24 protein-coding genes, 1 tRNA gene and 1 pseudogene are annotated in these 26,821 nt (G+C 61.9%); 20 read left to right on the plus strand and 6 right to left on the minus strand.

Going from position 1 to position 26,821, the window contains the following annotated elements:
* Window positions 1-129: 129 nt before the first annotated feature.
* Window positions 130-220: transfer RNA gene (locus AC1VON_RS16225), tRNA-Ser, on the minus strand.
* 461 nt (window positions 221-681) lie between these two features.
* Between AC1VON_RS16225 and AC1VON_RS16230 the strand changes: the two genes are divergently transcribed.
* Complete coding sequence (locus AC1VON_RS16230; protein ID WP_483124190.1) at window positions 682-1,854, plus strand: porin; 1,173 nt, start codon at window positions 682-684, stop codon at window positions 1,852-1,854.
* Window positions 1,855-2,095: 241 nt separating this feature from the next.
* Complete coding sequence (locus AC1VON_RS16235) at window positions 2,096-3,172, plus strand: tyrosine-type recombinase/integrase (RefSeq protein WP_483124191.1); 1,077 nt, start codon at window positions 2,096-2,098, stop codon at window positions 3,170-3,172.
* Window positions 3,173-3,240: 68 nt separating this feature from the next.
* On the opposite strand, the gene AC1VON_RS16240 is transcribed toward AC1VON_RS16235, so the two are convergent.
* On the minus strand, window positions 3,241-4,128 hold the full coding sequence (locus AC1VON_RS16240) for an alpha/beta fold hydrolase (protein WP_483124192.1): 888 nt from the start codon (window positions 4,126-4,128) through the stop codon (window positions 3,241-3,243).
* Window positions 4,129-4,391: 263 nt separating this feature from the next.
* Entirely contained in the window at window positions 4,392-6,422 is a 2,031-nt protein-coding gene (locus tag AC1VON_RS16245) for a lytic transglycosylase domain-containing protein (protein WP_483124193.1), read from the minus strand.
* 246 nt (window positions 6,423-6,668) lie between these two features.
* Between AC1VON_RS16245 and dapA the strand changes: the two genes are divergently transcribed.
* The 3 genes from dapA to AC1VON_RS16260 all read left to right on the plus strand — a co-directional run bounded on the left by dapA (window position 6,669) and on the right by AC1VON_RS16260 (window position 8,935).
* A complete protein-coding gene (gene dapA / locus AC1VON_RS16250) occupies window positions 6,669-7,550 on the plus strand; it encodes a 4-hydroxy-tetrahydrodipicolinate synthase (RefSeq protein WP_483124194.1) in 882 nt (293 codons plus the stop codon).
* A gap of 25 nt (window positions 7,551-7,575) precedes the next feature.
* On the plus strand, window positions 7,576-8,055 hold the full coding sequence (gene smpB, locus AC1VON_RS16255) for an SsrA-binding protein SmpB (protein ID WP_006202221.1): 480 nt from the start codon (window positions 7,576-7,578) through the stop codon (window positions 8,053-8,055).
* A 169-nt stretch (window positions 8,056-8,224) separates the two neighbouring features.
* Window positions 8,225-8,935, plus strand: coding sequence for a glycoside hydrolase family 25 protein (locus tag AC1VON_RS16260; protein WP_483124195.1), 711 nt, complete (start codon window positions 8,225-8,227; stop codon window positions 8,933-8,935).
* Window positions 8,936-9,086: 151 nt separating this feature from the next.
* Here the strand turns inward: AC1VON_RS16260 and AC1VON_RS16265 are convergent, their stop codons facing one another.
* Window positions 9,087-9,449, minus strand: coding sequence for a winged helix-turn-helix transcriptional regulator (locus tag AC1VON_RS16265; protein WP_483124196.1), 363 nt, complete (start codon window positions 9,447-9,449; stop codon window positions 9,087-9,089).
* A 110-nt stretch (window positions 9,450-9,559) separates the two neighbouring features.
* Between AC1VON_RS16265 and AC1VON_RS16270 the strand changes: the two genes are divergently transcribed.
* Window positions 9,560-10,573 (plus strand): zinc-binding alcohol dehydrogenase family protein, encoded by a 1,014-nt coding sequence (locus AC1VON_RS16270; RefSeq protein WP_483124197.1) that lies wholly within the window; start codon window positions 9,560-9,562, stop codon window positions 10,571-10,573.
* A 62-nt stretch (window positions 10,574-10,635) separates the two neighbouring features.
* Here AC1VON_RS16270 and AC1VON_RS16275 read toward each other — a convergent pair whose 3' ends face one another.
* Both AC1VON_RS16275 and AC1VON_RS16280 read right to left on the minus strand, forming a co-directional pair.
* Window positions 10,636-11,292, minus strand: coding sequence for a uracil-DNA glycosylase (locus AC1VON_RS16275; protein ID WP_483124198.1), 657 nt, complete (start codon window positions 11,290-11,292; stop codon window positions 10,636-10,638).
* An 11-nt stretch (window positions 11,293-11,303) separates the two neighbouring features.
* Window positions 11,304-11,885: a LabA-like NYN domain-containing protein gene (locus AC1VON_RS16280; protein WP_056563452.1), complete on the minus strand. Its 582-nt coding sequence runs from the start codon at window positions 11,883-11,885 to the stop codon at window positions 11,304-11,306.
* 323 nt (window positions 11,886-12,208) lie between these two features.
* Between AC1VON_RS16280 and rpoZ the strand changes: the two genes are divergently transcribed.
* The 14 genes and pseudogenes from rpoZ (at window position 12,209) to AC1VON_RS16350 (ending at window position 26,676) form a co-directional block, all read left to right on the plus strand.
* Window positions 12,209-12,610, plus strand: a complete 402-nt coding sequence (rpoZ, locus tag AC1VON_RS16285; RefSeq protein WP_056563448.1) for a DNA-directed RNA polymerase subunit omega — start codon at window positions 12,209-12,211, stop codon at window positions 12,608-12,610.
* A 128-nt stretch (window positions 12,611-12,738) separates the two neighbouring features.
* On the plus strand, window positions 12,739-14,967 hold the full coding sequence (locus AC1VON_RS16290) for a RelA/SpoT family protein (RefSeq protein ID WP_172351216.1): 2,229 nt from the start codon (window positions 12,739-12,741) through the stop codon (window positions 14,965-14,967).
* Between the two features lie 24 nt (window positions 14,968-14,991).
* Entirely contained in the window at window positions 14,992-15,570 is a 579-nt protein-coding gene (gene pyrE / locus AC1VON_RS16295) for an orotate phosphoribosyltransferase (protein WP_172351215.1), read from the plus strand.
* Between the two features lie 103 nt (window positions 15,571-15,673).
* Window positions 15,674-16,075 (plus strand): VOC family protein, encoded by a 402-nt coding sequence (locus tag AC1VON_RS16300; RefSeq protein ID WP_483124199.1) that lies wholly within the window; start codon window positions 15,674-15,676, stop codon window positions 16,073-16,075.
* Window positions 16,076-16,339: 264 nt separating this feature from the next.
* Window positions 16,340-16,939 (plus strand): DUF2062 domain-containing protein, encoded by a 600-nt coding sequence (locus AC1VON_RS16305; protein WP_172351213.1) that lies wholly within the window; start codon window positions 16,340-16,342, stop codon window positions 16,937-16,939.
* Window positions 16,936-17,349, plus strand: a complete 414-nt coding sequence (gene acpS / locus AC1VON_RS16310) for a holo-ACP synthase (RefSeq protein WP_172230668.1) — start codon at window positions 16,936-16,938, stop codon at window positions 17,347-17,349. The genes AC1VON_RS16305 and acpS overlap by 4 nt, the downstream gene beginning before the upstream one ends.
* A gap of 78 nt (window positions 17,350-17,427) precedes the next feature.
* Entirely contained in the window at window positions 17,428-18,177 is a 750-nt protein-coding gene (gene lepB / locus AC1VON_RS16315) for a signal peptidase I (protein WP_027053360.1), read from the plus strand.
* A gap of 2 nt (window positions 18,178-18,179) precedes the next feature.
* Window positions 18,180-18,893, plus strand: a complete 714-nt coding sequence (gene rnc / locus AC1VON_RS16320) for a ribonuclease III (RefSeq protein ID WP_483124200.1) — start codon at window positions 18,180-18,182, stop codon at window positions 18,891-18,893.
* Window positions 18,878-19,810, plus strand: a complete 933-nt coding sequence (gene era, locus AC1VON_RS16325; protein WP_483124201.1) for a GTPase Era — start codon at window positions 18,878-18,880, stop codon at window positions 19,808-19,810. The genes rnc and era overlap by 16 nt, the downstream gene beginning before the upstream one ends.
* A gap of 110 nt (window positions 19,811-19,920) precedes the next feature.
* A pseudogene (locus AC1VON_RS16330) lies at window positions 19,921-20,705 on the plus strand (phosphotransferase).
* Window positions 20,706-21,282: 577 nt separating this feature from the next.
* Window positions 21,283-22,419: a porin gene (locus tag AC1VON_RS16335; RefSeq protein ID WP_483124202.1), complete on the plus strand. Its 1,137-nt coding sequence runs from the start codon at window positions 21,283-21,285 to the stop codon at window positions 22,417-22,419.
* Window positions 22,420-22,553: 134 nt separating this feature from the next.
* Complete coding sequence (gene recO / locus AC1VON_RS16340) at window positions 22,554-23,315, plus strand: DNA repair protein RecO (protein WP_172351209.1); 762 nt, start codon at window positions 22,554-22,556, stop codon at window positions 23,313-23,315.
* Complete coding sequence (locus tag AC1VON_RS16345) at window positions 23,312-23,830, plus strand: PaaI family thioesterase (protein WP_483124203.1); 519 nt, start codon at window positions 23,312-23,314, stop codon at window positions 23,828-23,830. The genes recO and AC1VON_RS16345 overlap by 4 nt, the downstream gene beginning before the upstream one ends.
* A gap of 83 nt (window positions 23,831-23,913) precedes the next feature.
* The gene (locus AC1VON_RS16350; RefSeq protein WP_483124204.1) at window positions 23,914-26,676 is read left to right on the plus strand and encodes a DUF2339 domain-containing protein; all 2,763 of its coding nucleotides are present in this window, start codon (window positions 23,914-23,916) and stop codon (window positions 26,674-26,676) included.
* The last annotated feature ends 145 nt before the right edge of the window (window positions 26,677-26,821 follow it).

Here is a 26,821-nt window from a genome sequence, read left to right on the forward strand (position 1 = left end):
TCCAGTCAGAATCGAACCAAATGAAGGCCTGGAACGACCCTGACGTTACCGCCGGAACGGCCAAGCGCAGGATCATCTGTCTGTTATTGCTGGGAAAATATCGGCGCGGTGCGGCGGCGCGAGGCAGGATGGCGGAGAGGATGGGATTCGAACCCACGAGAAGCTTTTGACCTCTACTCCCTTAGCAGGGGAGCGCCTTCGACCACTCGGCCACCTCTCCGTTGCGCCGCTGGATAAAGAAAAGCGCCGGCACAATCAACAAGCCCCAGCCATTATCTCGAAAAAAGAAGTCATTATATCGAGGGCGCGAACCGCGGGTTTCCCTGATGCGGCGGTTCTGCGGCAATTCCCTGGCCGGTGACTCGGACGCCCGTCATGATTCCGTCGGCAGATTGTCGGATTCGGCGGGAAACAAGCGGCTGCGGCGCGTCTGATGGTTAACGAGAGCTTTCTGAGTGAGGCCAAATCGTGTCATTTGTGCAACAACGCAGGGGGATAGCAGCCGAACTGCCCTTTCGCCGGTACGATCGTTGTTGAACGCCGCCGCCTCATGGGTAATGTCGAATTCGAAGGAGCGGCGCGGTGCGCATCTTTTTCGGTAGTGGGGATGGGGCAGGGAACGCTGTCCTTCAGCAAAGAATACCCAGACCCGTTTTTTAACTTTTGACTGGAGGTCAGAAAATGAACATCAAGAGCCTTCTTCTCGGCTCCGCTGCGGCCCTGATCGCAGTTTCCGGTGCGCGCGCCGCCGACGCCGTCGTCGTCGCCGAGCCGGAACCCGCTGAATACGTCAAGATTTGCGACGTCTACGGCGCTGGCTACTTCTACATCCCCGGCACCGAGACCTGCCTGCGCATCGGCGGCTATGTCCGTTACGACATCGGCGTGGGCGACCACGGCACTAACGATGGTGTCAACAACGTTCCGGACCACATGGACGGCGACAGCAACGACACTTACTACAAGCAGGCTCGTTTCACGCTGAAGACCTGGACCGGCCAGGAAACCGAACTCGGCACGTTGAAGACCTACACCGAGACGCGCTTCAACTTCGGCAACAACTCCGGCGACTATACCGACCAGAGCACCGGGCCTTATGGCAATGCCGACGCCGGCAACTGGCAGGGGCACAACAAGAGTGTCTCGCTGAACTTCGCCTGGATCCAGCTCGGTGGCCTGCGCATTGGTAAGGATGAATCGGCTTTTGATACGTTCATCGGCTACGCCGGCAACGTCATCCAGGATACGATTGTTCCTTACGGCGGCTTCGACACCAACGTCATTCAGTACTACTTCGATGCCGGCAACGGCTTCTCGGCTGTGGTTTCGTTGGAAGAAGGCTACGGCGCCTACTCGATCGACAGCTATGTTCCGCATGTCGTCGGCGGTGTGAAGTGGACGCAGGGCTGGGGCGCGGTCACCGGCGTGATTGCTTATGACAGCAACTACGAAGAAGTCTCCGGCAAGGTTCGCTTGGACGTCAACGTCTCCAACGAACTGTCGCTGTTCATCATGGGCGGCTACGGCTCCGACGACAATATTGGCGATTCTCCGACGACCGGGTTTGCCGGTGGTCGCGCCATGTACAAGCAGTGGGGCGGCAACTGGGCAGTGTGGGGCGGTGGCACCTACAAGTTCAACGAGAAGACCTCGTTCAACGCCCAGGTTTCGTATGACGACTGGCAGAACCTCGGCATCGCAGCGAACGTGTCCTACGACGTGGTTCCCGGCTTCAATGTCACGGCTGAAGTCGACTATCAGAACGTCGGCAGCGACGACCTCGCGAAGGGTTGGTTCGGCGCCTCCAAGAAGAGCAACATCGGCGGTATCCTCCGCTTCCAGCGCTCCTTCTAAGGGCTGGTTCCTTACAGGTGAAATCCAGCCCGGGCGCACAAACGCCCGGGCTGTTTTTGTTTCGTGACTGGGTCAACGCAAACGAAGGAAGAGGGGGAATCGGTAGCTGAACAAGTCCGCAGAGTGATTTCGTGGGATTCGCTGATGGGCGGATGAGATCACAACCGCGTGATTAAAACTCTTGAAAGGACGCTTCCAAGCGGATAGGGCTGATCTATCCACTCGGGGGGCGCGACGAATTATGACCAACGAAGCGATCCAGGAGGCTAGCCCCTCAGATCCGTTTTCGATGTTTTCTTCTCAGAATTCGAAGATCAAGTACACGTACAACAAGATAAGAGAAGTAAAGTCGTACCGAGTTGGAGAGCTTTTTTCAGCCTATCGGGACATACTGTGGGATGATGGCCGGCATAAATACAATGTCAGCTCTTTCATCGGCGAAATAGATGAAATTCTCCTTGGAGAACGTTTCAGCGCCTTTGACCAGAGTACCCTTGATAACCTTATCGGCACCTTGCGCCAGCGCGGCAACAGCAACGCAACCATCAATCGAAAGATGGCTGCCCTCAGCAAACTGCTGCGCAAGGCTTACAAGATGGGAGATATCCACAGCCTGCCCGAGTTCCGCCGCCAGAAAGAGCGGGCGGGACGGATTCGGTTCCTCGAGAGGGACGAAGAGGCAAGGCTGTTTGCCGCCATCAGAAGCCGCAGTGAGGATGCCTACAGGCTTTCCGTCTTCCTGGTCGACACCGGATGCCGTCTCGGCGAGGCGCTCGGGCTGATCTGGAACGACATCCAGGAACACCGTGTCAGCTTCTGGATCACCAAATCCGGCCGCAGCCGTACCATTCCGATGACCGAGCGTGTCAAGGAAGTCATCAAGCTGCCTCCGGCCGAAGGGCGCCGGCCCAAAGGCCCGTTCACCAAGCTCAGCCAGGCACAGTTCCGTGCCATCTGGAATGACGCGAAGGCCGAAGTCGGTCTTGGCGCCGATGACCAGGTCGTGCCGCACATCTTGCGTCACACCTGCGCCTCGCGCCTTGTCCAGGGCGGCATCGACATCAGGCGCGTGCAGATGTGGCTTGGCCATCAGACTCTTTCGATGACCATGCGCTACGCGCATCTGGCCACCAACGATCTCGACGGCTGTGTCGTCGTGCTGGAAACGCCGCGAAGCGAGGATGCCTCGCGTTGTGATGAAAGCTCGGCCTTCTCGTCCCCGCTGACCGCGCCTTCGGCGCCAAAGCGGGGCCAAACGACCAAGGCGGCTGCGGCAAAGCCGGCAAAAGCCTTGGGGAAAAGCTCGAAGGCCAAATAATTCCGACAGGCGCGGCTATACTGTTGCTGTGACCCAAGGACCAGATCTGGTCTTGGGGTTTACTTTATTCAGTCTTGGCGCTCAGCCCGATCAAGAAAGGCCGCTATATCGCCAGGCAGACTGCCGGTTTCGAGGAATGGTGCGTGCCCCTGACCCGTGACGGTGATCGTCTCGGTGCCAGGATGGCGCTTTCGCATCTCATCCAGCGTTTGGGTCGACAGCAATCTCGAATTGGCGCCGCGGACAGTGAGCAAGGGAATGGCCGCCAACGCGTCGAACTGCGGCCAGAGCGCGGGCAATGGTTGCGACAGGTCGAGACTCGCAATGGTGTCGACCAGCTTCGGGTCAAAATCCGGCAACAGCCCTTGATCCGTCTCACGGTAGAGCGCCCCCACCATTCGCGTCCAGTCGGCGTCGGTGAGTGCGGGAAAGTCCTGGCCATGAACATGGCGTTGGACATTCACCACTTCAGTGAAGGTCTTCGGCTTCGGCGCGCGTTCAAGATAGGACTGGATATGGGCGAGGCCGGCCGGCTCGATCTCCGGCCCGATATCATTCAGAACAATGGCTTTCAGCACTGCCGGTCGCAGGGCGCCGAGCACATGGATGATCAGCCCGCCGCGTGAGGTGCCGATGAAAGCTGCCTCCTCGATGCCCAGTGCTGCCAGACCGGCAAGGATGTCGCCGGCCTCGACGCCGACATTATAATGGCTGACATCGGGGTCATAGGCCGATTGCCCGCGCCCGCGATAGTCGAAGGCAACCACCTTGCGCGGATCGGAGCCCGTTGAAAGGCGCAGCGCCAGCTCATGAAAATCTCGTGCGTTGCGGGTCAGGCCAGGCAGGCAGACGACCGGCCAATGTCCGGAATTCGCTTCGCCATAGACGAGCGCATGAAGTCTCAGCCCATCTGGCGCGGCGTAGAACAAGTCGCAAAAGCCTTCGGTACCAGGCATCTGGACATGCCACCTTCTTGCTGCGGGATCATCCCTGACTGCTACAGGTGAGAGCGGGAGCGGTCAAATAGAAGGCGAGACCGAAGTTCCCGATCTCCTCCTGCGGCAGAGATGCCTGGCAGGGGAGAGGGGCCGTCCCGTTGACCTGCAAGCTCATTCCCCGGGACAGGACCATTCAAAGGACTGGAGATCCTTCCCACTCCCTCTGGCCTGCCGGCCATCGAGCGAGATCGGCAGCGTTGGCGAAAGGGCCTGTCGAGCCCTCAGCTGCGCCCGTTCACGAGGTCGCCGACGATGTCGTATTTGCCGGAAATACGCATCTTGTAGACTTCGTAATTCTCCATCACGCGCTGTACGTAACTTCTTGTTTCCGTGTAGGGAATCCGCTCGATCCAGTCCACCACCGCATCGATGTCCTTGCCGCGCGGGTCGCCGTATTTCGCCACCCACTGGCTGGCCCGGTTGGGGCCGGCATTGTAGCCGGCGAAGGTCAGCACATAGGAGCCGTTGAAGCGATCGAGCTGTTCGCCAAGGAAGGCTGAACCGAGTGTGGCATTGTAGCCGGCGTCGGTGGTCAGCCGTGCCTGCGAAAACTGCAATCCGGCCTTCTTCGCCAGTTGCTTGGCGGTTCCCGGCATCAGCTGCAGCAGCCCGCGTGCGCCAGCGCTGGATACGGCGCCGATGTTGAATTCGCTTTCCTGGCGAGCGATCGCATAGGCCAGCGCCTTGCCCGAGCCGGAAATATTGGCCGAATCAGGGATGACACCGAGCGGATGCGACAGCGCACCGACATCGATACCGCGCGCGCCGGCGATCTTGCCGACCTTCAGCGCCATGAAATGGTTGCCCTGTTTCTCGGCAAGGACAGCGAGCAGCGCCAATTCGCCCGGGCTGGTCAACTGTCCGGCAAGGTCGCGGTAGAGCGTTTCGGCATAGCGGTCGTAGCCTGCCTCCTGCAGGCGTTTGATGGCGCTGACGGCCTCCCGGCTGGCAAAATTCTGCCGGTCGGCAGCGCTCGGCTGGGGATAGACGATATTGAGTGCCTGGCGGCCGACGCGTTCGGCGGCAAGCTGGCCGTAAAAGGTCGTGCCAAAGGCCGCCGCACGCCCAAAATAGTCCTTGGCATTGCCCGGCCCGCCGACTTCCGCCGCACGACCGAGCCAGTAATAGGCGCGCGACAATGTCATCGGCCCCTGCGCCAACTCGGCGATACGTGAAAAATGCGTCGCGGCAAGCTTGGGATCGTTGAGGCCGCGCAGCGCATACCAACCGGCGTGGAACTCGGCCTCCGCAGCATTGGCCGCGCTTTCGGCGGCATGCGTGGCGACGATCCGGTAAGCCGTCGTCATGTCGCCTTGGTCGACCAGTTCGCGCGACAGCACCCGGCGTTCGACCCACCAGGCGTCCGGATCGACCAAAGCCTCGCGGTCCGTCGGCGCCTTCATCACAACGGCGGCGGCGCCAGCAAAATCTTCCTGCTTGCGAAGATATTCGGCCTGCGCGAAGAAATAGCCGGCCGAACGCTGGGATGCCGGCACTGCCTTCAGCAGTTTCAGCGCGTTCTTGTCGCCTCTGTCGGTTGCAGCCCAGGCATCGGCGAACTGCTGGGCGCCGGCAAGGCCGGCAACCCGCAGGGCGGAGTTCACCCGATCGGCATAGAACATACGATCCATGCGAAAACGGTGGTCGGCGGCAGGGATCAGACCGCCGAATTCCTTGATCAACGCCGTCTCGTCCTTGGCTTCCAGGACCGTGGTGCGCCAGAACGGCGACAGCACCGAGCGTGCCGCCTTGACGTTGCCTGTCGCCACATAGGCGCGAGCGAGAACCATGACGCCTTCGAATGTTTGCGGCTGGCTGCCGCCGAATGCCGCAATGACGATGCCGGGGGCGGGGTTTTCCCGATAGAGCGCGCGCTCGCTGTTCTTGCGCAAGGCGACGGTGCCTGGCCAGTTGGGCAGCATCCTCGCGGCCGCGGCGATATCGCCGCTCGGAACCTTGTCGCCGCCATAGAGGGCGATCGCCCAAGCCAGTATATGCTGGTCGAGCGATTGAGCCGGAAGCGCGTCGCGCACACCGCGGGCGCCTGGAATATCGCCGGCCGCCAGTGCGTCCAACCCGCTCTTCAGCATCGCGACGCTGGGTGAGGGCGCCTGCTGCGCCCCGTCCTGCGGGCTGGGCATCGGGATCGCCGAGGTGACCTGCACATCGACGCTGCCGCCGATCGCCACACCGGGCATCAGCACCGCGATGGCGCCAAGCAGCGCGAAGAGGTGGGGCCGACTGGCCGGCATGATCTCGTGTCTTTCCTAATCCAGCATTTTACCAGAAGGCGAAGAAGCCTCGAAGCCTAAACTTAGGTCGTGAAGGGCTCGTAAACAAAGAGTTATCGAGGCCGTCCGAATTGCGCTTGCTGGCACCATGGCAATGCTTGCCGCGCAACCATGTCGAGACTATGGTGCGCCGCTTCGCTTTCGGCTAGAAGGCGCGCACGACAAACCGACTGATAAAACCCAAGAAGTCCCAAGGAGTTGGACGACATGCTGAGAGGCTCGCTTACTGCGCTCGTGACACCGTTCGAAAAGAGCGGGCGTTTCGACGAGAAAGCCTTTCGCGCATTTGTCGAATGGCAGCTCGCGGAAGGCACGACTGGCCTGGTTCCGGTGGGCACGACCGGCGAGTCGCCGACCCTGTCGCATGATGAGCATCGCCATGTCGTCAAGGTCTGCATCGAGGTCGCCAATGGCCGCGCTCCGGTCGTCGCCGGCGCCGGTTCCAACAACACCGCGGAAGCCGTCGGGCTCGTGCAATATGCCGAAAAGGCCGGCGCCGATGCCGCCCTGGTCGTCACGCCCTATTACAACAAGCCGACGCAACGCGGCCTCTACGAGCATTTCGCCGCCGTCGCCAGGGCGACGAAGCTGCCTATCATCATCTACAACATCCCGCCGCGTTCGGTGATCGACATGATGCCGGAGACGATGGGCCGGCTGGCGCACGACTTCAAGAATATCGTCGGCGTCAAGGATGCGACCGGCAAGGTTGAGCGTGTGTCCGAGCAGCGCATGACCTGCGGCAAGGATTTCATCCAGCTTTCCGGCGAGGATGCCTCGGCGCTCGGGTTCAACGCCCATGGCGGTGTCGGCTGCATCTCAGTGACGTCGAATGTCGCGCCGCGGCTGTGCGCCGAATTCCAGGAAGCAACGCTGTCCGGCGACAGTGCAAAAGCGCTTGAGTTGCAGGATCGTCTCTTGCCGCTGCACAAGGCGATCTTCCTGGAGCCCGGCGTATCCGGCGCCAAATACGCGCTGTCGAAGCTCGGCAAGGTCGAGAACGTGCTGCGTTCACCGCTGGTCACGGTCGAGGAGTTGACCGCTGCAAAGATCGACGCGGCCATGAAGCACGCCGGCTTGATAAATTAAGGATGAGGCGCCACCTCTCCACATCATGAATCAAGTCAGAAAAGCCGATCCCAACAACAAGACCGTTGCGGAGAACCGCAAGGCGCGGTTTTCCTATGAGGTGCTCGACACGATCGAGGCCGGCTTGGTGCTGACCGGCACCGAGGTCAAGTCGCTGCGCCAGGGCCAGGCCAACATCCAGGACAGCTACGCCTCGGTCGAAGGCGGCGAGATTTGGCTGATCAATTCCTATCTGCCGGAATATCTGCAGGCCAACCGCTTCAATCACGAGCCCCGGAGGCGCCGCAAACTCCTGCTCAACAAGCGTGAGATGGCCAAGCTGTCGCAGAGCGTCGACCGCGAAGGGATGACCCTGGTGCCGCTAAAGATCTATTTCAACGATCAGGGCCGCGCCAAGCTGCTGCTCGCCGTCGGTCGCGGCAAGAAACTGCACGACAAGCGTGAGACCGAAAAGCAGCGCGACTGGTCGCGCGAGAAGGGCCGGCTCTTGAAGGAGCGTGGGTGAGGAGCGGTCCGCGAAGCGGGCGAAAAGCCAACGATTTGGCGTTTCGAGCGACGAACGCCCGGAGCCATAGCGAAGGGCGGGGTATCGGGCGGTAGCCCTAGAAAAGCCAACCGTTTGGCTTTCAAGTTTCGAACGTATGGAGCCAGAAAATACCTGAGAGAGGGTCGTCTTGAAGAGCCGGATAATCCTCTGGGGATCGGTCAGCCTGGTCTTTGCGGCCCTGGTCGCTGCCGGTGGCTTCGTCTACTTCCACACATACTCCCCGGACCGTGGCAAATATCCGGTCAGAGGCATCGACGTTTCCCACCATCAGGGCGAAATCGACTGGCGGCGCGTTGCCGCCGCCGATGTCGCCTTCGCCATCATCAAGGCGACCGAGGGCGGCGATCACGTCGATCGTGCCTTTGCCACCAATCTGCGTGAGGCTCGCGCGGCTGGCCTCGCCGTCGGCGCCTATCATTTCTTCACCTTCTGCCGGCCCGGCGCCGACCAGGCGAAGAATTTCATCTCGGTCGTGCCGCAGGATCAGCCCTTGCTGCCTCCGGTCGTCGATATCGAGTTCGGCGGCAACTGTCCGCAGCGTCCATCGCCCGAACAATTGAATACCGAACTCCAGGCTTTTCTCGGACCTGTCGAGGAAGCGTTCGGCAAGACGGCGATCGTCTATCTGACCGATGAGGCCGAGGTCGCGTATGCCGGGCAGATCGCCGCGCGCCCGCTATGGCTTCGCTCTCTGCTGGTGGAACCGGATCGCCACGACTGGATCTATTGGCAGTATCACAACAGGGGACGCGTGGATGGCATCCAGGGTGACGTCGACCTGAATGTCTTGCAGGGCGGGTCGGAGAAATTGGCGGCGCTGCTTGCACCAGCGCATTGAGGCCGTCCGGCCGAAGCGATCGGGATTGCGCGTCCGAATCGGTTTCTTCACAAACCGGGCTATGCCGTTGCAAATATTGACGATCCGGTTGCCGCCGGCATCGCCAAGCTACCTTGGTTGCACGTCTTGCCATTGCTGAGCAGCGGCCGCTTCAAGCCGCCGCCTGCGATGCCTCCGGCGCCAACGTCACATTCGCATCGCCCCAAACTTTCAAGGCTGTTATGACCGGCTCCAGGCTTCTGCCGCGCGGGGTCAGGCTGTATTCCACCTTCGGTGGTACTTCCGGATAGATCTTGCGGGCAATCAGCCCATCGGCTTCCAGTTCGCGGAGCTGATTGGTCAGCATGCGCTGCGTGCAGTTGGGAATGCGCCGGCGTATCGCGTTGAAGCGCAGCGTCCCCTCGAACAGATGGTAGAGCACGACGCCCTTCCACTTTCCGTCGATATAGCGGAGCGTTCCCTCCACGGTGCAGCCGGGGCTGCAATCGAATCGCTCATGGCGAATGCGCGGCATGACGGTATCCTTTTCGACACTATGTGCTCTATATGTGCATTCTTGCGCTTGGCGCGCATAGTCCGCATCTCTGCTCCAGACAAAGCTCAACAGCAATCGCGGAGACAAAAATGCGCGCCGTCGGCTATCAGATCCCAACTCCCATCACTGATGAGGCCTCCCTCGTCGATATCGACCTGCCCAAGCCAGAGCCGACAGGCCGTCAACTGCTGGTCGAGGTGAAGGCGATCTCGGTCAATCCGGTCGACACCAAGATACGCCGAAGTGCCAGGCCCGAAGCCGGAACCTGGCGGGTGCTTGGTTGGGATGCCGCCGGTCGGGTCGTTGAAACGGGTCCGGACGCCAGCCTGTTCAAGCTCGGTGACGACGTCTTCTATTCCGGTGCGCTCGCGCCGCAAGGCACCAATGCCGAATTCCATCTTGTCGATGAGCGCCTTGTCGGTCGCAAACCTGGCTCGCTCGACTATGCGCAGGCTGCCGCGCTGCCGCTGACGGCGATCACCGCCTTCGAGGCGCTGTTCGACCGTCTTGACGTGAAGAAGCCTGTCATGGGCGCCGCGAATGCCATCGTCATCATCGGCGGCGCTGGCGGCGTCGGCTCGATTGCGGTCCAGCTTGCACGCCAACTGACCGGTCTGACAGTGGTGGCCACCGCATCGAGGCCAGAGACACGCGACTGGGTGCTTGGGCTTGGCGCCCATCATGTCGTCGACCATTCCAGGCCGCTGGCCGCCGAAGTCGCCGCGCTGGGCATCGGCGCACCAGCCTTTGTGTTCTCGACAACCAATACCGACCGGCACCTGGCCGAGATTGCCGAATTGATCGCTCCGCAGGGCCGGTTCGGGTTGATCGACGATCCCCAGACACTCGATATCAATCCGTTCAAGCGCAAGAGCGTTTCGGTCCATTGGGAGCTGATGTTCACGCGCTCGCTGTTCGAGACGCAGGACATGGCCGTGCAAGGCGAGCACCTCAACGAACTGTCACGCCTTGTCGACGCCGGCACCATCCGCACCACGCTGGGCGAAACATTCGGCCGTATCAACGCCGCCAATCTGAAGCGCGCCCATGCGCTGATCGAGACCGGCACCGCCAAGGGCAAGATCGTGCTGGAGGGGTTCTAGAGCAATTCCGGGAAAGGCGCGTAGCGCTTTCCCCTGGGAAGCGCGTCAGGAATAGTACGGCGTCATTTCCGCAGGAACGTCGCGATCTGGCTGAATACATTGACGAACATGGCTTCCGTCAAAACGCCTGTATTGGTGTTGTAGCGCGAGCAATGATAGCTCGAAAACAGCGTGATATCGCCCGCCTCCATCTGCCCGCCATGTTTGAACGGATAGGCTGCAGCGCGCCCGCCCAGCGCGCGCACGGTCGATTGGTGCGCGATCGACCCCAGCGCCAGAACGGCGCGCAGGTTGGGAAAGCGGGCGATGGTCGGCACCAGGAATGTTCTGCAGGTCGAAATCTCGGCGCCGACCGGCTTGTTCTCTGGTGGCACGCAGCGCACCGCATTGGTGATCGCGGTGCCGACAAGCTCCAGCCCGTCATCGGGCCGTGCCTTGAATTCACCGCGTGCAAAACCGTGCGCGATCAATGTCGAGTAGAGCAGGTCGCCGGCATAGTCGCCGGTGAAGGGGCGTCCGGTGCGGTTGGCGCCGCGCAGGCCGGGCGCCAGCCCGACGATCAGAAGCTGGACGGTATCCTCGCCGCCCAGTGGCAGGAAGGTTGGCACCGGTGCGTTGAACCAGGACGGCTCGCGCTGCCGCCATTCGGCAATGAAGTCATGCAGCCGCGGGCACAGCGGGCAGTCGCGATCGGGTTCGGCATGGGAGAGGGCGGTCAAGGCGACCGGCCTCAGTAGTCGTCCTCTTCGACTTCAGCCGGTTCGGGCCGGCGCACCGGCCGTTCGGAGGGATCACGGCCAACTTCGTTCTTGAGTGTCGTCAGGTCGATGAAGTGGTCGGCCTGGCGGCGCAGATCGTCCGAGATCATCGGCGGCTGCGAGGCCATGGTCGAGACGATCGATACCTTGCGGCCGCGCCGCTGCAGCGCCTCGACGAGCGTGCGGAAGTCGCCATCGCCGGAAAAGATGACATAGTGGTCGACGACGTCGGCGAGTTCCAGCGCATCGACGGTGAGCTCGATGTCCATATTGCCTTTGATCTTGCGGCGACCGGTCGAGTCGGTGAATTCCTTGGCTGGCTTCGTCACCACCTTGAAGCCATTATAGTCGAGCCAGTCGATCAGCGGGCGGATCGAGGAGTATTCCTGATCCTCGACCAGCGCCGTGTAATAATAGGCGCGCAAGAGATAGCCGCGCTTCTGGAAGCTGGACAGCAGCTTGCGATAGTCGATGTCGAAGCCGAGCGCCCGCGACGTGGCGTAGAGATTGGCACCGTCGATGAAGAGGGCGATTTTTTCACGAGGGTCGAACATGGAAAATAGTCCTTTTTCGAAAATGCGGCCGTCTAAACGAAATGCGGTAGCGACTATTGGCCAGGCTCATAATAAACCGGCTGACCCTAGCCATCCGAGATAACGCCAGTTTGGGGGCAATCCAAGGCGTGATGGGACAATGCAAGCAATTGTGATCGCGGCGGCGAATCAAGGATGCGGCCCGGTTTTGCCAAATCAGGTGTCTGAACGGGAGATTGTGTGCCCAATGCTCCCGTCAATGCCATGATGCTTGTATTTTGGCGACGTTCGGGTTATGGACCGCGCCTGTTTTCCATTAAATCCAGGCATGAAAGGGGCAGTCCATGGCCCGCGTAACCGTTGAAGATTGCATCGACAAGGTCGACAACCGCTTCGAGCTGGTGCTTTTGGCCGGCCACCGTGCTCGCCAGATCAGCCAGGGCGCGCAGATCACCGTTCCTCGTGACAACGACAAGAACCCCGTCATCGCCTTGCGCGAGATCGCCGACGAGACGCTGTCGCCCGACGATCTCAAGGAAGACCTGATCCATTCGCTGCAGAAGCACGTCGAGGTCGACGAGCCCGAAGCCGATGGCGAGGTGATCGCCGATCAGACCGGCGGCGCCGTCGCTGCCGCCGAAACCGACGATGCAGAAGACAACATCACCTTCGATCGCATGACCGAGGAAGATCTGTTGGCCGGCATCGAAGGCCTTGTGCCGCCTGAGAAGAGCGACGATTACTAAGAGAGTTTTCTGGACCTGCCCGGAACACGTTTCCGGCACTTCCGTCTCGGCAGTTTCGTGGCTATCTATGACATGCGCCGTACAGCAGTGCGGCGCATGATTCATGTCATCTCCGAGAGATTCCGCCCATGATGCGTCAGTATGAGCTTGTCGAGCGCGTCCAGCGCTACAAGCCTGACGTCAACGAGGCATTGCTCAACAAGGCCTATGTCTATGCCATGCAGAAGCATGGCCACCAGAAGCGCGCTTCCGGCGACCCTTATTTCTCGCATCCGCTCGAAGTCGCCGCGATCCTCACTGAAATGCACATGGACGAGGCGACGATCGCCGTCGCCCTGCTGCACGACACCATCGAGGATACCACGGCGACGCGGGCCGAGATCGACGATCTGTTCGGTCCCGAAATGGGCAAGCTGGTCGAGGGCCTGACCAAGCTTAAGAAGCTTGATCTCGTGTCGAAGAAGGCGGAGCAGGCGGAAAACCTGCGCAAGCTTCTGCTGGCGATTTCGGAAGATGTCCGCGTGCTGCTGGTCAAGCTTGCCGACCGGCTGCACAACATGCGCACCCTCGACCACATGCCGGAGGCCAAACGCCTGCGCATCGCCGAGGAGACGATGGACATCTACGCGCCGCTGGCCGGGCGCATGGGCATGCAGGGCATGCGCGAAGAGCTGGAAGAGATCGCCTTCCGCTTCATCAATCCGGAAGCCTACCGTGCCGTCACCGCGCGGCTTGCCGAGATATTCGAGCGCAACAAGGGCGTGCTGACCGACATTGAAAAGGCGCTGTCGGCGCTGTTTGAAAAGCATGCCATCAACGCCAGCGTGAAGAGCCGGCAGAAGAAGCCCTGGTCGGTGTTCCGCAAGATGGAGGCCAAGGCGCTGTCCTTCGAGCAGCTGTCCGATATTTTCGGCTTCCGCGTCGTCGTCGATACGGTCGAGGATTGTTACCGGGCGCTCGGCGCCATCCACACCACATGGTCGATGGTGCCGGGCCGCTTCAAGGACTACATCTCGACGCCGAAGCAGAACGACTACCGTTCGATCCACACCACCATCGTCGGGCCGTCGCGCCAGCGCGTCGAACTGCAGATCCGCACCCGCGAGATGAACAAGATTGCCGAATACGGCGTCGCGGCGCATTCGATCTACAAGGACACCGGCGGCAAGACGAACGGCGCCGGCCATGCGATCTCGAAGGAGACCAACGCCTATGCCTGGCTGCGGCGCACCATCGAGCAACTCGCCGAGGGCGACAATCCAGAGGACTTTCTCGAAAACACCAAGCTGGAGCTTTTCCAGGACCAGGTGTTCTGCTTCACGCCGAAGGGTATGCTGATCGCCTTGCCGCGCGGCGCTACACCCATCGACTTCGCCTACGCCGTGCACACTGATGTCGGCGACACCTGCGTCGGCGCCAAGGTCAATGGCCGCATCATGCCGCTGATGACGGAACTGAAGAACGGCGACGAGGTCGAGATCATCCGCTCCAAGGCGCAGGTGCCGCCGGCCGCGTGGGAATCGGTCGTCGTCACCGGCAAGGCGCGCGCCGCCATCCGTCGTGCCACCAAGAACGCCATCCGCAAGCAGTATTCCGGCCTCGGCGCGCGCATTCTGGAGCGCGCCTTCGAGCGGGCTGGCAAGAATTTCACCAAGGAAAGCCTGAAGCCGGTTCTGCACCGGCTGGCGCGCAAAGACATCGAGGATGTGCTGGCCTCCGTCGGCCGTGGCGAACTGGCCTCCGCCGACGTCATGAAGGCGGTCTTCCCCGACTACAAGGACGAGCGTGTCACGCCCGCGGCCCCCAAGCAGCGCGAGGAGGGCTGGTCGAAGATCCGCAACGCCGCCGGCATGCTATTCCAGATTCCAGGCCGCGCGGCGCGCAAGGACAAGGACCAGCCACGCGACGGCGCCGTGCCGATCCGAGGCGTGCGCGGCGACCTGCCGGTGCGCTTCGCGCCGGAAGGCGCGGTGCCAGGCGACCGCATCGTTGGCATCGTCCAGCCGGGCACCGGCATCACCATCTATCCGATCCAGTCGCCGGCGCTGCAGGCCTTCGACGACCAGCCCGAGCGTTGGATCGACGTGCGCTGGGACATCGACGAGCGCACCAAGGAACGGTTCCCAGCGCGTGTCTCGGTCACCGCCATCAATGCGCCAGGGTCGCTCGCCGATATTGCCCAGGTCGTCGCGTCCAACGACGCCAACATCCATACGCTGTCGATGGTGCGCACCGCGCCCGACTTCACCGAAATGCTGATCGATCTCGAAGTCTGGGATCTGAAGCATCTCAACCGGCTGCTGTCTCAGCTCAAGGACAATTCCAGCGTCAGCGATGCACGGCGCGTGAACGGTTAAAACAATTGGCAACTGGGGGACCTGATGAACACCGATGAAGTGCTAGGCATTTTCCGTGAGGCGGGCGCTGTCCTGGAGGGGCATTTCATCCTGACGTCGGGCTTGCGCAGCCCGGTCTTCCTGCAGAAGGCACGAGTGTTCATGCATGCCGACAAGACCGAGCGGTTGTGCAAGGCGCTGGCCGAGAAGATCCGCGCCGCGGTGCCGGGCACGATAGACTATATTGTCGGCCCGGCGATTGGCGGCCTGATCCCGGCTTACGAGACCTCACGTCATCTCGGCGTGCCGGCGATCTGGGTCGAGCGGGAAGGGGGCGAGTTCCGCCTGCGCCGCTTCGAGATCGCTCGGGGCGCGCGCGTCGTCATCGTCGAGGACATTGTCACCACCGGCCTGTCGATCCGCGAAACCATCGAGTGCCTGCGCGAACTTGGCGCCGAGGTGGTGGCCGCGGCCTGCATCATCGACCGTTCGGCTGGGAAGACCCATGTCGGGGTGCCGCTGATCGCGCTCGCCGAATATGAGGTTCCAGCTTATCCGCCGGACCGGCTGCCGCCGGAGCTTGCCGCGATACCTGCGGTCAAGCCCGGCAGCCGCAACATTTGACTGTGCATGTCGCCCAAAAGTGTGCAGCGGTTTTGGGACAACGACATGCATGAAACAAACATGCATGTCGCCCAAAAGTGCAGCGGTTTTGGGAGTGGATGACATGCATGAAGGCAAATTGGCGATGATCGTCGGTATCGATCATTTCGTGTTGACCGTGGCCTCGCTCGAGGCGACCTGCGCCTTTTACCAGCGCGTGCTGGGCTTTGAGCGCATCGATGCGCCGGGCCGGCCGACGGCACTGGCTTTTGGCGGCCAGAAGATCAATGTCCATGAGATCAGCCGCACTTTCGAGCCCAAGGCGAAGGCTCCGACTCCGGGCTCTGGCGATTTCTGCCTGATCACCGAACAGCCGCTCAACGAAATCCGTGCCCGTCTCGAAGCCAATGGCGTTGCGCTCGAATTGGGACCGGTCGAACGCGTCGGGGCACGGGGGCCGATGATATCCGTCTATTTCCGCGACCCGGACGGCAATCTTGTCGAGGTCAGCCGGTACCTGCGGTAGTATCTCCAGCATTCGACTGCGACAAAAAGCCGAAGGCGCTTCTCAAATTCGCCGTGATTGTCCTGTGTTGGAAGGGCGAACCTTACCAAGAATTATGGCGGTGCGGCCGCCCTGCAGGCGGCCTTCGGTTGTTGTCGGGGGTGCGTATCGCTATATCAAAGTCGCGATTGCCTTTCAGTGGCCGCAAAGCGCAAGATGTGGCGGTTGAAGCCCGGCTGGAGACAGCCGGCATGTAAGCTGTAAAGTATCGGGAATAGGAACAGAGTGCTTTTTCGTCGCCGCAAGCCTGATGGTCTCCTGGAGCGGGTGCGCACCTATCTGTGGCCGCGCCGTTCGTTCTCGCGCTCGCTGCAGTATTTTTCCAAGCGCATCCTGCGCCTGAAGGCGACGCCGCATGCGGTGGCCGCCGGGGTGGCGGCTGGTGTCTTCGCCTCATTCTTTCCCGTGGGCTTCCATTTCATCATTGCCGCCGTCCTGTGTTGGGTTATCGCCGGCAATCTGGTGGCGGCGGCGCTCGGCGCTGTCTTCTTTGGCAACCCGCTGACTTTTCCCATTCTGTGGGGCGCATCCTGGGAAACCGGCAAGCTCATCCTGCACGATCGCCTGCCGGCGCATGGTCCGCCGGCGCATCTGGGCGAGATGCTGCACACGCTTTCCTTCGCGAAATTGTGGCATCCCGTGCTGGAACCCATGCTGATCGGCGCGGTGCCGCTCGGGCTGGTGTTCGGCCTCCTGTTCTACGGTGCCACGCGCTGGGGCATGAATGTCTTTCGCGAGCAAAGGCGCAAGCGGCTGGCAGAGCGCGCGCATCGCCACGCGCAATCGTCTCATCCTGGCGGAAGCGTCGGTTCCGCCGCACAATGATCATCGGCATCGGCAGCGATCTGATCGACATCAGGCGCATCGAGAAATCGCTGGAGCGTCACGGTCAGCGCTTCGTCCAGAGGATCTACACCGAGGTCGAACAGGCGCGTTCGGAGAACCGCCGTGCCCGCGCTGCCTCCTACGCCAAGCGCTTTGCCGCCAAGGAGGCCTGCGCCAAGGCGCTGGGTACGGGTCTGGCGCAAGGTGTGTTCTGGCGCGATATGGGCGTCGTCAACCTGCCCAGCGGCGCGCCGACCATGGCGCTGACCGGCGGCGCGTTGGCGCGACTGCAAAAAATCCTGCCGAAAGGCCATCGGGCGGCGATCCACCTCACCATCACGGATGATTTTCCGCTCGCTCAAGCCTTTGTGATCATCGAGGCGTTGCCCGTCGAAGAAGCGCCACATTGATTGCATCTGACGACCGGCATTGACGTTGCCCAGCGCGCGCCGAGACTCTATACCATCCAACGCACAATCGAGGACGACATGAGCGTGGCTGAAAAATCCCAGAAGAAATCCGGCGGGCTTGGCGAAACCGTCAGCGTCATCGTCCAGGCGCTCTTGCTCGCGCTCGTTATCCGCACGCTCTTGTTCCAGCCCTTTTCGATCCCGTCGGGATCAATGCGGCCGACGCTTCTGGAAGGCGACTATCTGTTCGTCACCAAATGGTCCTACGGCTATTCGCGCTATTCGCTGCCTTTTGGTCCCGACCTCTTCTCGGGCCGTATCTGGGGCTCTGAGCCCAAGCGCGGCGATGTGGTGGTGTTCAAGTTCCCGCCGGATCCGTCCGTCGATTATATCAAGCGCGTGGTCGGCTTGCCTGGTGACAAGATCCAGATGAAGAATGGCCAGCTGTTCATCAACGGCGTCGGCGTGCCGCGCGTGAAGACCGGCCAGATCGACAATCCCGACATCACCGAAATGCCTCAGCCGATCGACGTCTATCGGGAAACCCTGCCCAACGGCGTCAGCTACGATACGCTTGACCTCAATCCGAATTCGATCGGCGACAACACGCGTGAATTCGACGTGCCGCCCGGCCACTATTTCATGATGGGCGACAACCGGGACAACTCCGCCGACAGCCGGTTCACCGTCGGTTACGTTCCTGCCGAGAACCTGGTTGGCCGCGCCAATCTTGTTTTCTTCTCGATCGCCGGCAAGGCAAGCCCGCTCGAAATCTGGAAATGGCCGTCGCTGATGCGTGCGTCGCGCCTGTTCCACTTCGTCAATTAGGGATGGCAGCGGCCAAACGCCTGACCGCCGATGCGCTCGCCGAAGCGCTTGTGGAACGCACGGGCCATGCCTTTGCCGACCGCCAGCGCCTGCAGCGGGCGCTCACCCATGCCAGTGCCCGCGGCGCCAATGCCGGCACCGACTATGAGCGTTTCGAATTTCTCGGCGACCGGGTTCTCGGCCTGGTCGTTGCCGACATGCTGCTGGCGGCGTTCCCCGATGCGGCCGAAGGCGAATTGTCGCTGCGGCTCAATGCGCTGGTCAATGCCGAGGCGCTTTCCGAGATCGCCGAACATATCGGGCTGCCGGATCTGGTCCGCGCCGGATCGGATGTGCGCGGGCTCGAGGGGCGCAAGCGCGTCAATCTGCGCGCCGACGCACTGGAATCTCTGATCGCCGTGCTCTACCTCGACGGTGGGCTGGAGGCGGCACGCGCCTTCATCCACAAATACTGGCAGCCGCGTTCGCAGGCATCGGGTGCCGCGCGCCGCGACGCCAAGACCGAATTGCAGGAATGGGCGCATCAGGCGGCGAGTGCGGTTCCTGCCTACCAGATCGACAGCCGCGAGGGGCCGGACCACGATCCGCTGTTCACCGTCAGCGTCAGGGTTGGCGCATTTCAGCCGGCGACCGGCAGCGGCCGTTCCAAACGCGAAGCCGAGCAGGCAGCCGCGGCTGCCCTTCTGCTGCGCGAAGGTGTATGGAACGCGGCATGACCGATATTGAGACTGCAGAAACCCCTGTCACCCATTCCGGCTTCGTCGCGCTTATTGGCGCGCCCAATGCGGGCAAGTCGACGCTGGTCAACCAGCTGGTCGGCGCCAAAGTGTCGATCGTCACCCACAAGGTGCAGACCACTCGCGCCATCGTGCGCGGCATCGCCACGCATGACAATGCGCAGATCGTCTTCGTCGACACACCCGGCATCTTCAAGCCCAAGCGGCGTCTCGACACGGCGATGGTGACCACCGCGTGGGGCGGCGCCAAGGATGCCGATATCGTTTTGCTGCTGATCGACGCCGAGCGCGGCATCAGGGGCGATGCCGACGCCATCCTCGAACGGCTGAAGGACGTACGCCAGCCGAGGGCGCTGATCCTCAACAAGGTCGACAGGGTCAAGCATGAGACGCTCTTGGCCCTGTCCGCGGCCGCGAACGAGAAAGTGCCTTTCAAGCGCACCTTCATGGTCTCCGCACTGACCGGCTCCGGCTGCAAGGATCTGCTCGACTATCTGGCGCAGGCGCTGCCGGCCGGCCCCTGGTATTATCCGGAAGACCAGATCTCCGATCTGCCGATGCGCCAGCTGGCGGCCGAGATCACCCGCGAAAAACTGTATCTGCGGCTGCATCAGGAACTGCCCTATTCCTCGCATATCGAGACCGAGAAATGGGAAGAGAAGCCGGACGGCTCGGTGCGCATCGACCAGACCATCTATGTCGAGCGCGACAGCCAGAAGAAGATCGTGCTTGGCCACAAGGGCGAAACCATCCGCGCCATCGGCCAGGCGGCACGCATGGAGATTGCAGGCATTCTTGAACAGAAGGTGCATCTGTTCCTGTTCGTGAAGGTGCGCGAGAACTGGGGCGACGATCCCGAGCGCTATCGCGAGATGGGTCTCGAATTCCCGCACTAGCGGCCCATGGATAGCAGGCCCATCATCGACACGGCTCTCGTCCGCCGGTTGGTCGCCACGCAATTCCCCCAGCGGAAGGACCTTGCGGTCAGGCCGGTTGAGCTTGGCGGATGGAGCAACAGGACCTTTCAACTTGGCGACGAGATGACCGTGCAGCTGCCAGGCGCCGCCGCCCATTCCCTGCAAGTGGCAAAGGAGCATCGCTGCTGCCGAGGTTGGCGCCGCTTCTGCCGCTGCCCATTCCGGTACCGCTGGCCATGGGAATTCCGGCCGACGGCTACCCCTGGCATTGGTCCGTCCATGGCTGGATCGAAGGCGAGACCGCGAAGCGGGAGCGCATCGCCAACCTGTCGCAATTCGCGACGGACCTCGCCGCATTCCTGACTGCGTTGAAACGCATCGACCCGACCGGCGGACCGGCGCCTGGGCCGCACAATTTCTTCCGTGGTGGTTCCCTGACCGTCTATGGCGGCGAGACAAGGCAAGCGATCATTGCACTTGGCAGTCGCATCGATGCCAGCACGGCGAGTGCCGTATGGGAAGCAGCCCTTGCCGCCACCGGCAGGGGCCGCCGGTCTGTTCCCATGGCGATGTCAGCTGGGGCAACCTCCTTGTCGAAAAGGGCCGTCTGAGCACCGTGATTGACTTCGGCACCTCCGGTGTCGGCGATCCGTCCTGCGACTTTACGATTGCCTGGACCTTGTTCGAGGACGAGAGCAGGGACGTTTTCCGCGCTGGCATCGCCGTTGATGATGCAACCTGGGCACGCGGACGTGGCTGGGCGCCGTGGAAGGCGTTGATCACCGCCGCCGGCCACATAGACAATCTGGTTGAGATCGAAAAATCCTGGCGTGTCATCGACGCGGTGCTGGCCGATCGCAACCACTGGACGTGATGTGATTCCTCGAATCGTCCTTGTTTCCTGCTCGCCTGCGTTTGCCGCGTTGGGTTTGAGAAAGAGCACACTGCTGCCTTAATCGAGAGCGCCGCAGCCCACGCGGGCATGTTTCGACCGGCTCGGCGAGATTTGGCCAATCTGGCAGAGGCATTGGAATTTCCTCGCAATGCCGCGAGCGGAGGATGCCGCCCCGGATATGCCACACGCAAAATTGCGGTTACTTTTCGCGATAAAAAATCGGAAAAAGCCAACGTTAGGTTGGGAAACTGGAAATATATTGTTTCTAAAGTCATAGTTAGCCGAGAAACTGTCTGGATATATATTGAATATATGACATTGTGCCATTTGTGCCAATCGTGATGTAAGTCAGTGTTATTTGTGCAACACAGCATTAATCTGTTCAAAGAATCGCCGTTATTTCAAAAACCGTCATTGAAGGCGGAAGATTGATGGGTATGTTCGCCGCGAAAAGGGGACGCGGTGCGCGCCTTTTCGTTGTGGGGGTGAGGCGGGAAAACATATCCGCCAGCCACAAATCCGAAGCCATTTAAACTATGACTGGAGAGGTCAGAAAATGAACATCAAGAGCCTCCTTCTCGGCTCAGCCGCGGCCCTGATCGCGGTTTCCGGCGCTCGCGCCGCTGACGCGGTTGTCGTCGCCGAACCGGAGCCGGCCGAATACGTCAAGATCTGCGACGTCTACGGCGCCGGCTACTTCTACATCCCGGGCACCGAGACCTGCCTGCGCATCGGCGGCTATCTCCGCTATGACATGGGCGTCGGCGATTCCGGCTCGCTGGATGGCGTCAATAACGTTGCCGATCACATGGACGGCGGTAGGCACGACACCTACTACAAGAACATGCGTTTCGCGCTGAGGACTTATACCGGCCAGGAAACCGAGCTCGGCACGTTGAAGACCTTCACCGAGACCCGCTTCCAGTTCGGCAATTCCTCTGGCGACTATTCGGGTGACGGAACTGGCTGGCAGGCTGGCAACAAGACGACAACCCTCAACTTCGCCTGGATCCAGCTCGGTGGTCTGCGCGTCGGTAAGGATGAAACGCCCTACGATGCATTCATCGGCTATGCCGGCAACGTTATCCAGGACACGCTCATCCCGTATGGTGTCAAGGATACCAACCTCATCAGCTACTACTTCGACGCTGGCAGCGGCTTCACGGGCGTGGTTTCGCTCGAAGAAGGCACCGCCGCCAACACGATCGACAGCTATGTTCCGCATGTCGTCGGCGGCTTGAAGTACAAGGGCGACTGGGGCGCGATCACCGGCGTCGTCGCCTATGACAGCAACTATGAGGAAGTGTCCGGCAAGGTCCGTTTGGACGTCAACGTCAGCAAGGAACTGTCGCTGTTCGTCATGGGCGGCTACGGCACCAACGACAACATCAACGAGTTCGGCACAGGCCGTACCCAGTACAAGCCATGGGGCGGAAACTGGGCGATCTGGGGTGGCGGCACCTACAAGTTCAACGACAAAACCTCGTTCAACGCCCAGATCTCCTATGACGACTGGAAGAACCTCGGCGTCGCTGCCAACGTGGCCTACACCATTGTGCCCGGCTACACGATCACGGCTGAAGTCGATTACCTCAATGCAGGAAAATTCGACGACGTCGACTTCAACAACTGGACCAAGGCCGACAAGAAGAGCAGCGTCGGCGGCATCGTCCGCTTCCAGCGCAACTTCTAACCGATCGACTGACCTTACCAGGCCGCCCGCAGCGTATCGCTGCGGGCGGTTTTTTGCGCGCATCCCGATGCAAGTCCGCCAGGCGCCAGGCCCATACCTTGATTTCGCCACCCGATCGGTGAAAAGCTCCGAGCATGGAATGGCGCGACGAGGGAATCATTCTCGGCACCCGCAAGCATGGCGAAACCAGCGCCATTCTCGAGGTGATGACGCGTGCGCATGGCCGTTATCTCGGCCTCGTTCGCGGCGGCCGTTCGCGAAAGCAGCAACCTGTTCTCCAACCCGGCAATCGCGTCGATCTCTTATGGCGCGCGCGCCTTGACGAACATCTCGGTACGTTCCAGGTCGAGGCGATCGAAATGAACGCCGCCCGGCTGATGGACAGCGCCGTCGCTGTCTATGGACTGCAGACCATGGCCACGCATCTGCGCCTGTTGCCCGAGCGTGACGCCCATGGCGGCCTTTACGAAGCGCTCGCCGTCATGATCGCCCATCTCGACGATGCCGATGCCGCCGGAGAATTGGTAGCGCGTTTCGAGCTTCTGATCCTTGATGAACTCGGCTTCGGCCTCGATCTCAGCCAATGCGCCGCCACCGGCACGCGGCAGGACCTTGCCTATGTCTCGCCGAAGTCGGGCCGCGCGGTGTCGCGCGACGCCGGCGCGCCCTGGCGCGACAAGATGCTGGTGCTGCCGGCGTTTCTGCAGCGCGGCTCCGGCCTGCGCGCGGATCCGGCGGCGGTCGAGGATGCCTTCCGGCTGACCGGGTTTTTCTTCACGCGCCACGTCTACGAGCCGCGTGCCATCGAACAGCCCGATGCCCGCGCGGGCTTTCTCGCCGCCTTGCGCAAGCACCATGCGACGCGCAAGATCGTTGCAGGAGACAACGCAGCATGACCGAAGTCGAACTGTATCCGGGCCGGGTCTCGCCGCTCGGCCTCGGCACTATTCCGCACGCCGACATCCTGAAATACACAGGCCTGGAACTGCTGCAGCGCATCATCGACGGCGGATATCCGGCGCCGCCAATTTCCTTTCAGTTGAATTTCACCCTTACCGAAGTGTCGGAGGGGCGGGCGGTTTTTCGCGGTATGCCGGGCGAGCGCCATCTCAACCCGCTGGGCAGCGTGCATGGCGGCTGGGCGGCGACGCTGCTCGATTCGGCATTGGGCTGCGCCGTGCAGACGTTGCTTGAAAAAGGCGAGGCCTATTCGACGGCGGAATTCAAGGTGAATCTCACGCGGCCGATCACGCCCAGGACCGGCGAGGTGGTCTGCGAAGGCAAGGTGGTCCACAAGGGCCGCACGCTTGCCGTGTCGGAAGCGACGCTGAAGGATGCCGGCGGCAAGCTGCTGGCTTTCGGCACGGAGACATGTTCGATATTTCCAGCCGCCAATCTGGCGGCACGTTGAGTTTTCCAGCCGTTTAGCCGCCGTATTTGAATGTCAGTGAGATGAAACGTCAGTGAAAACTGGCCTGGTTTGGGGGAACCGCCATGTTTGAGAGCCTGATCGGCCTTGTCGCCATCATCGCCTTGTTCGTCATCATTTCGCGCCAGCAGAACCGCATCGGTCTGATCGAGCGCGAGCTTGGCGCGCTGCGCAGCCTTGTCCTTTCAGGCGTCGTGCCGCCGGTGGCCAAGCCGTCCGAGCAGGCCGCGACCGATGGCAAGGCGGACGCCGTGCCGGTGGCTGCAGCAGTGGCCGATGTCGCCTCGTTAGCGGTAAGCAAGCCGGCGATAGCGGAGTCGCCGACTGCGGAGACACCGACCACGGAGACCGAATCTCCGCCAGGCGAGATCGTGTCCGGCCCCTGGTCAGCGGGCGAGGTTCCGAAGGCAGCCGTCGAGCCGGCCGCAGCAGCAAGGGCACCCGGCAAGCCGGATATCGAGACGGCGCTCGGCACCCGCTGGGCCGTCTGGGTCGGCGGCATCGCGCTGGCACTGGGTGGCCTGTTCCTGATCCGCTACACGATCGAGGCCGGCATTTTCGGCCCTGGTGTGCGGCTCACCATGGCAGCGGTGCTCGGGTTGGTGCTGGTCGCCGGCGGCGAGTTCATTCGCCGTACCGGCTTCAAGGTGCCGGTGCAAGGTGTTGCGGGCGCCTATATTCCGGCGATCCTGACGGCGGCCGGTGCCTTCATCCTGTTCGGCACCGTCTATGCCGCCCACGGTATCTACGGCTTCATCGGCCCGGCGCTCGCCTTTACGCTGCTCGGTGCCATCGGCGTTGCCACCATCGCGGCGGCTCTCGTCCATGGCCAGGCTCTGGCCGGCATCGGCCTTGTCGGCGCCATGGTGACGCCGGTGCTGATCGCCTCGCAGGCGCCCAATCCCTGGGCGCTGTTCGGCTATCTCGCCATAGTGCTCGCCGCCACCGGCGTCATCGCTCGCATGCGCGACTGGAAAGCGCTGATGGCGGCCGCCTTTTTAGGCACCGGCATCTGGACCATCCTCTACATGACCGATGCCCCGGGCGTGAACCTGTCCGCAATCCTGTTCATCGACGCCGTCACGCTGGCCATCCTCGCTTTTGTCTGGCTCGGCGGCCATCGCGACGAAACCGCAAGGGCCTTTGACTGGCCGTCCATCGTGCCTGGCCTTTTCGTTGCCTTCTCGGCGCTGGGCCTGTCGGTTGACCCGGCTTTCGCCGCCGCAGGCTATGCCTTGCCGGGCGCCGCGATCCTCGCGGCGATGGTGGTCGTTGCGCTCTATCGTCCGCTGGCGCTGCCGCTGCTTTACACCGCAGGGCTGGCGACGGTCCTGATCTATCTCGGCATCATCCCGCCAACCTCGATCGCGTCCGACCTTTCGGCAGGCGCTCTCGGGGTCGATGGCTTGCCCTTGGCCATGTCCAATGGTCTGACCTGGCGCATTGGCATTGCACTGGGCCTGGTCTTCATCGGCGCGGGCTTGTGGGCCGCCCGCAAGTTCGCGGCATCGTCCTGGTTGCGGTCGGCCTCCTGGTCGGCATCGGGTGTCATCGTGCCGCTGGTCATCCTGCTGGCGCTTTGGTTCACCTTCGGCAATCTCGACCGTGACTATCCCTATGCCGCCGTTGCAGCCCTGCTGGTCATGGTCTTCGCCGCCGGTGGCGAGTGGATCGCTCGCGCCGAGGAGCCGCTACTCAAGGGCGGCATGGCGGTGTCGTTCGCCTTGGGCGGCGCGGCGATCGCCGGCCTCTTGACGCTGCACATGGCGTTCGATTCCGGCTGGACCACCATTCTGCTCGGTGCCGCGGCCATAGTGCCTGCGCTGGCAACGCGCTGGCGTTCTTATCCCGTGCTCGGTTGGATTTCGGTTGGCGCCGTGATCGCGGTGCTTGGCCGTGTCGCCTTCGATCCGACGATCGTCGGCGCCGAATTCCTGTCGACGACACCGCTGTTCAACTGGCTGCTGCCGGGATATGGCGTACCGGCGCTCGCCTTTGGCTTCGCCGCTTGGCAACTCGCCCGCACCACCAATGGCCGGCCGCGCCTCGCCATGGAGGCGGCGGCGGCGCTGTTTGCGCTGCTGACCGTCGCCATGCTGGTGCGTCACGCCATGCATGGTGGCGTCATCGACACGGGCGCGATGACGCTCGCCGAACAGGCGATCTACACGCTGATCGCCATCGGCGCCGGCGCCATCCTGGTCGCCATCGACATGCGCTCGCCAAGTTCGGTGCTGCGCTATGGTTCGATGGCTGCCGGCGTGATTTCGGTCGCCCTCATCGTCATCCGGCATTTCGTGGTACTGAACCCATTATTCACTGACGAATCGACGGGCCGGATCCCGGTGTTCAACCTGTTGTTCCTGGCCTATCTCCTGCCGGCGGTCGCTGCCGGCGGGCTGGCGCTCTACATCAGGGACAAGCGGCCGAAATGGTATGCGCAGATGCTGGCGCTGGTGGCGGCAGCACTTGCCCTCACTTACGCTACGCTCTCGGTAAGGCGCCTGTTCAAGGGCGAGTTCATCGGCCTGTGGAGCGGGCTCGGCCAGCTGGAAACCTACACCTATTCGGCGCTCTGGCTGGTGATCGGCGTGGCATTGCTCACAGCCGGCGTCTGGCTGAAGTCGCAGGTGCTTCGTATTGCCTCCGCCGTGCTGATCGCGGCTGCGGTGCTGAAGGTCTTCCTCTTCGACATGTCGGAGTTGGAAGGCGTGCTCAGGGCGCTGTCCTTCATCGGCCTTGGCGCCGTGTTGATCGGCATCGGCCTGTTCTACCAGCGGCTGCTGACTCAGGCTGCGAAGGAGACGATACCGGTCGCGGAGCAATGACGTTAGGGGGCTCAATCAGCCGGGAATAAACCGGCACTCGCCAGCGTTATCTCATTGCTTGGGTGACCAGGGCGGCGGACCGCTTCGCGCTGGCCGCTTGCGCCACGCCGGGAAGGCGCGTTCAATCGGGATTAACAAGGGCGAC

The sequence above is a fragment of the Mesorhizobium sp. HAY1-8B genome (assembly GCF_056868045.1).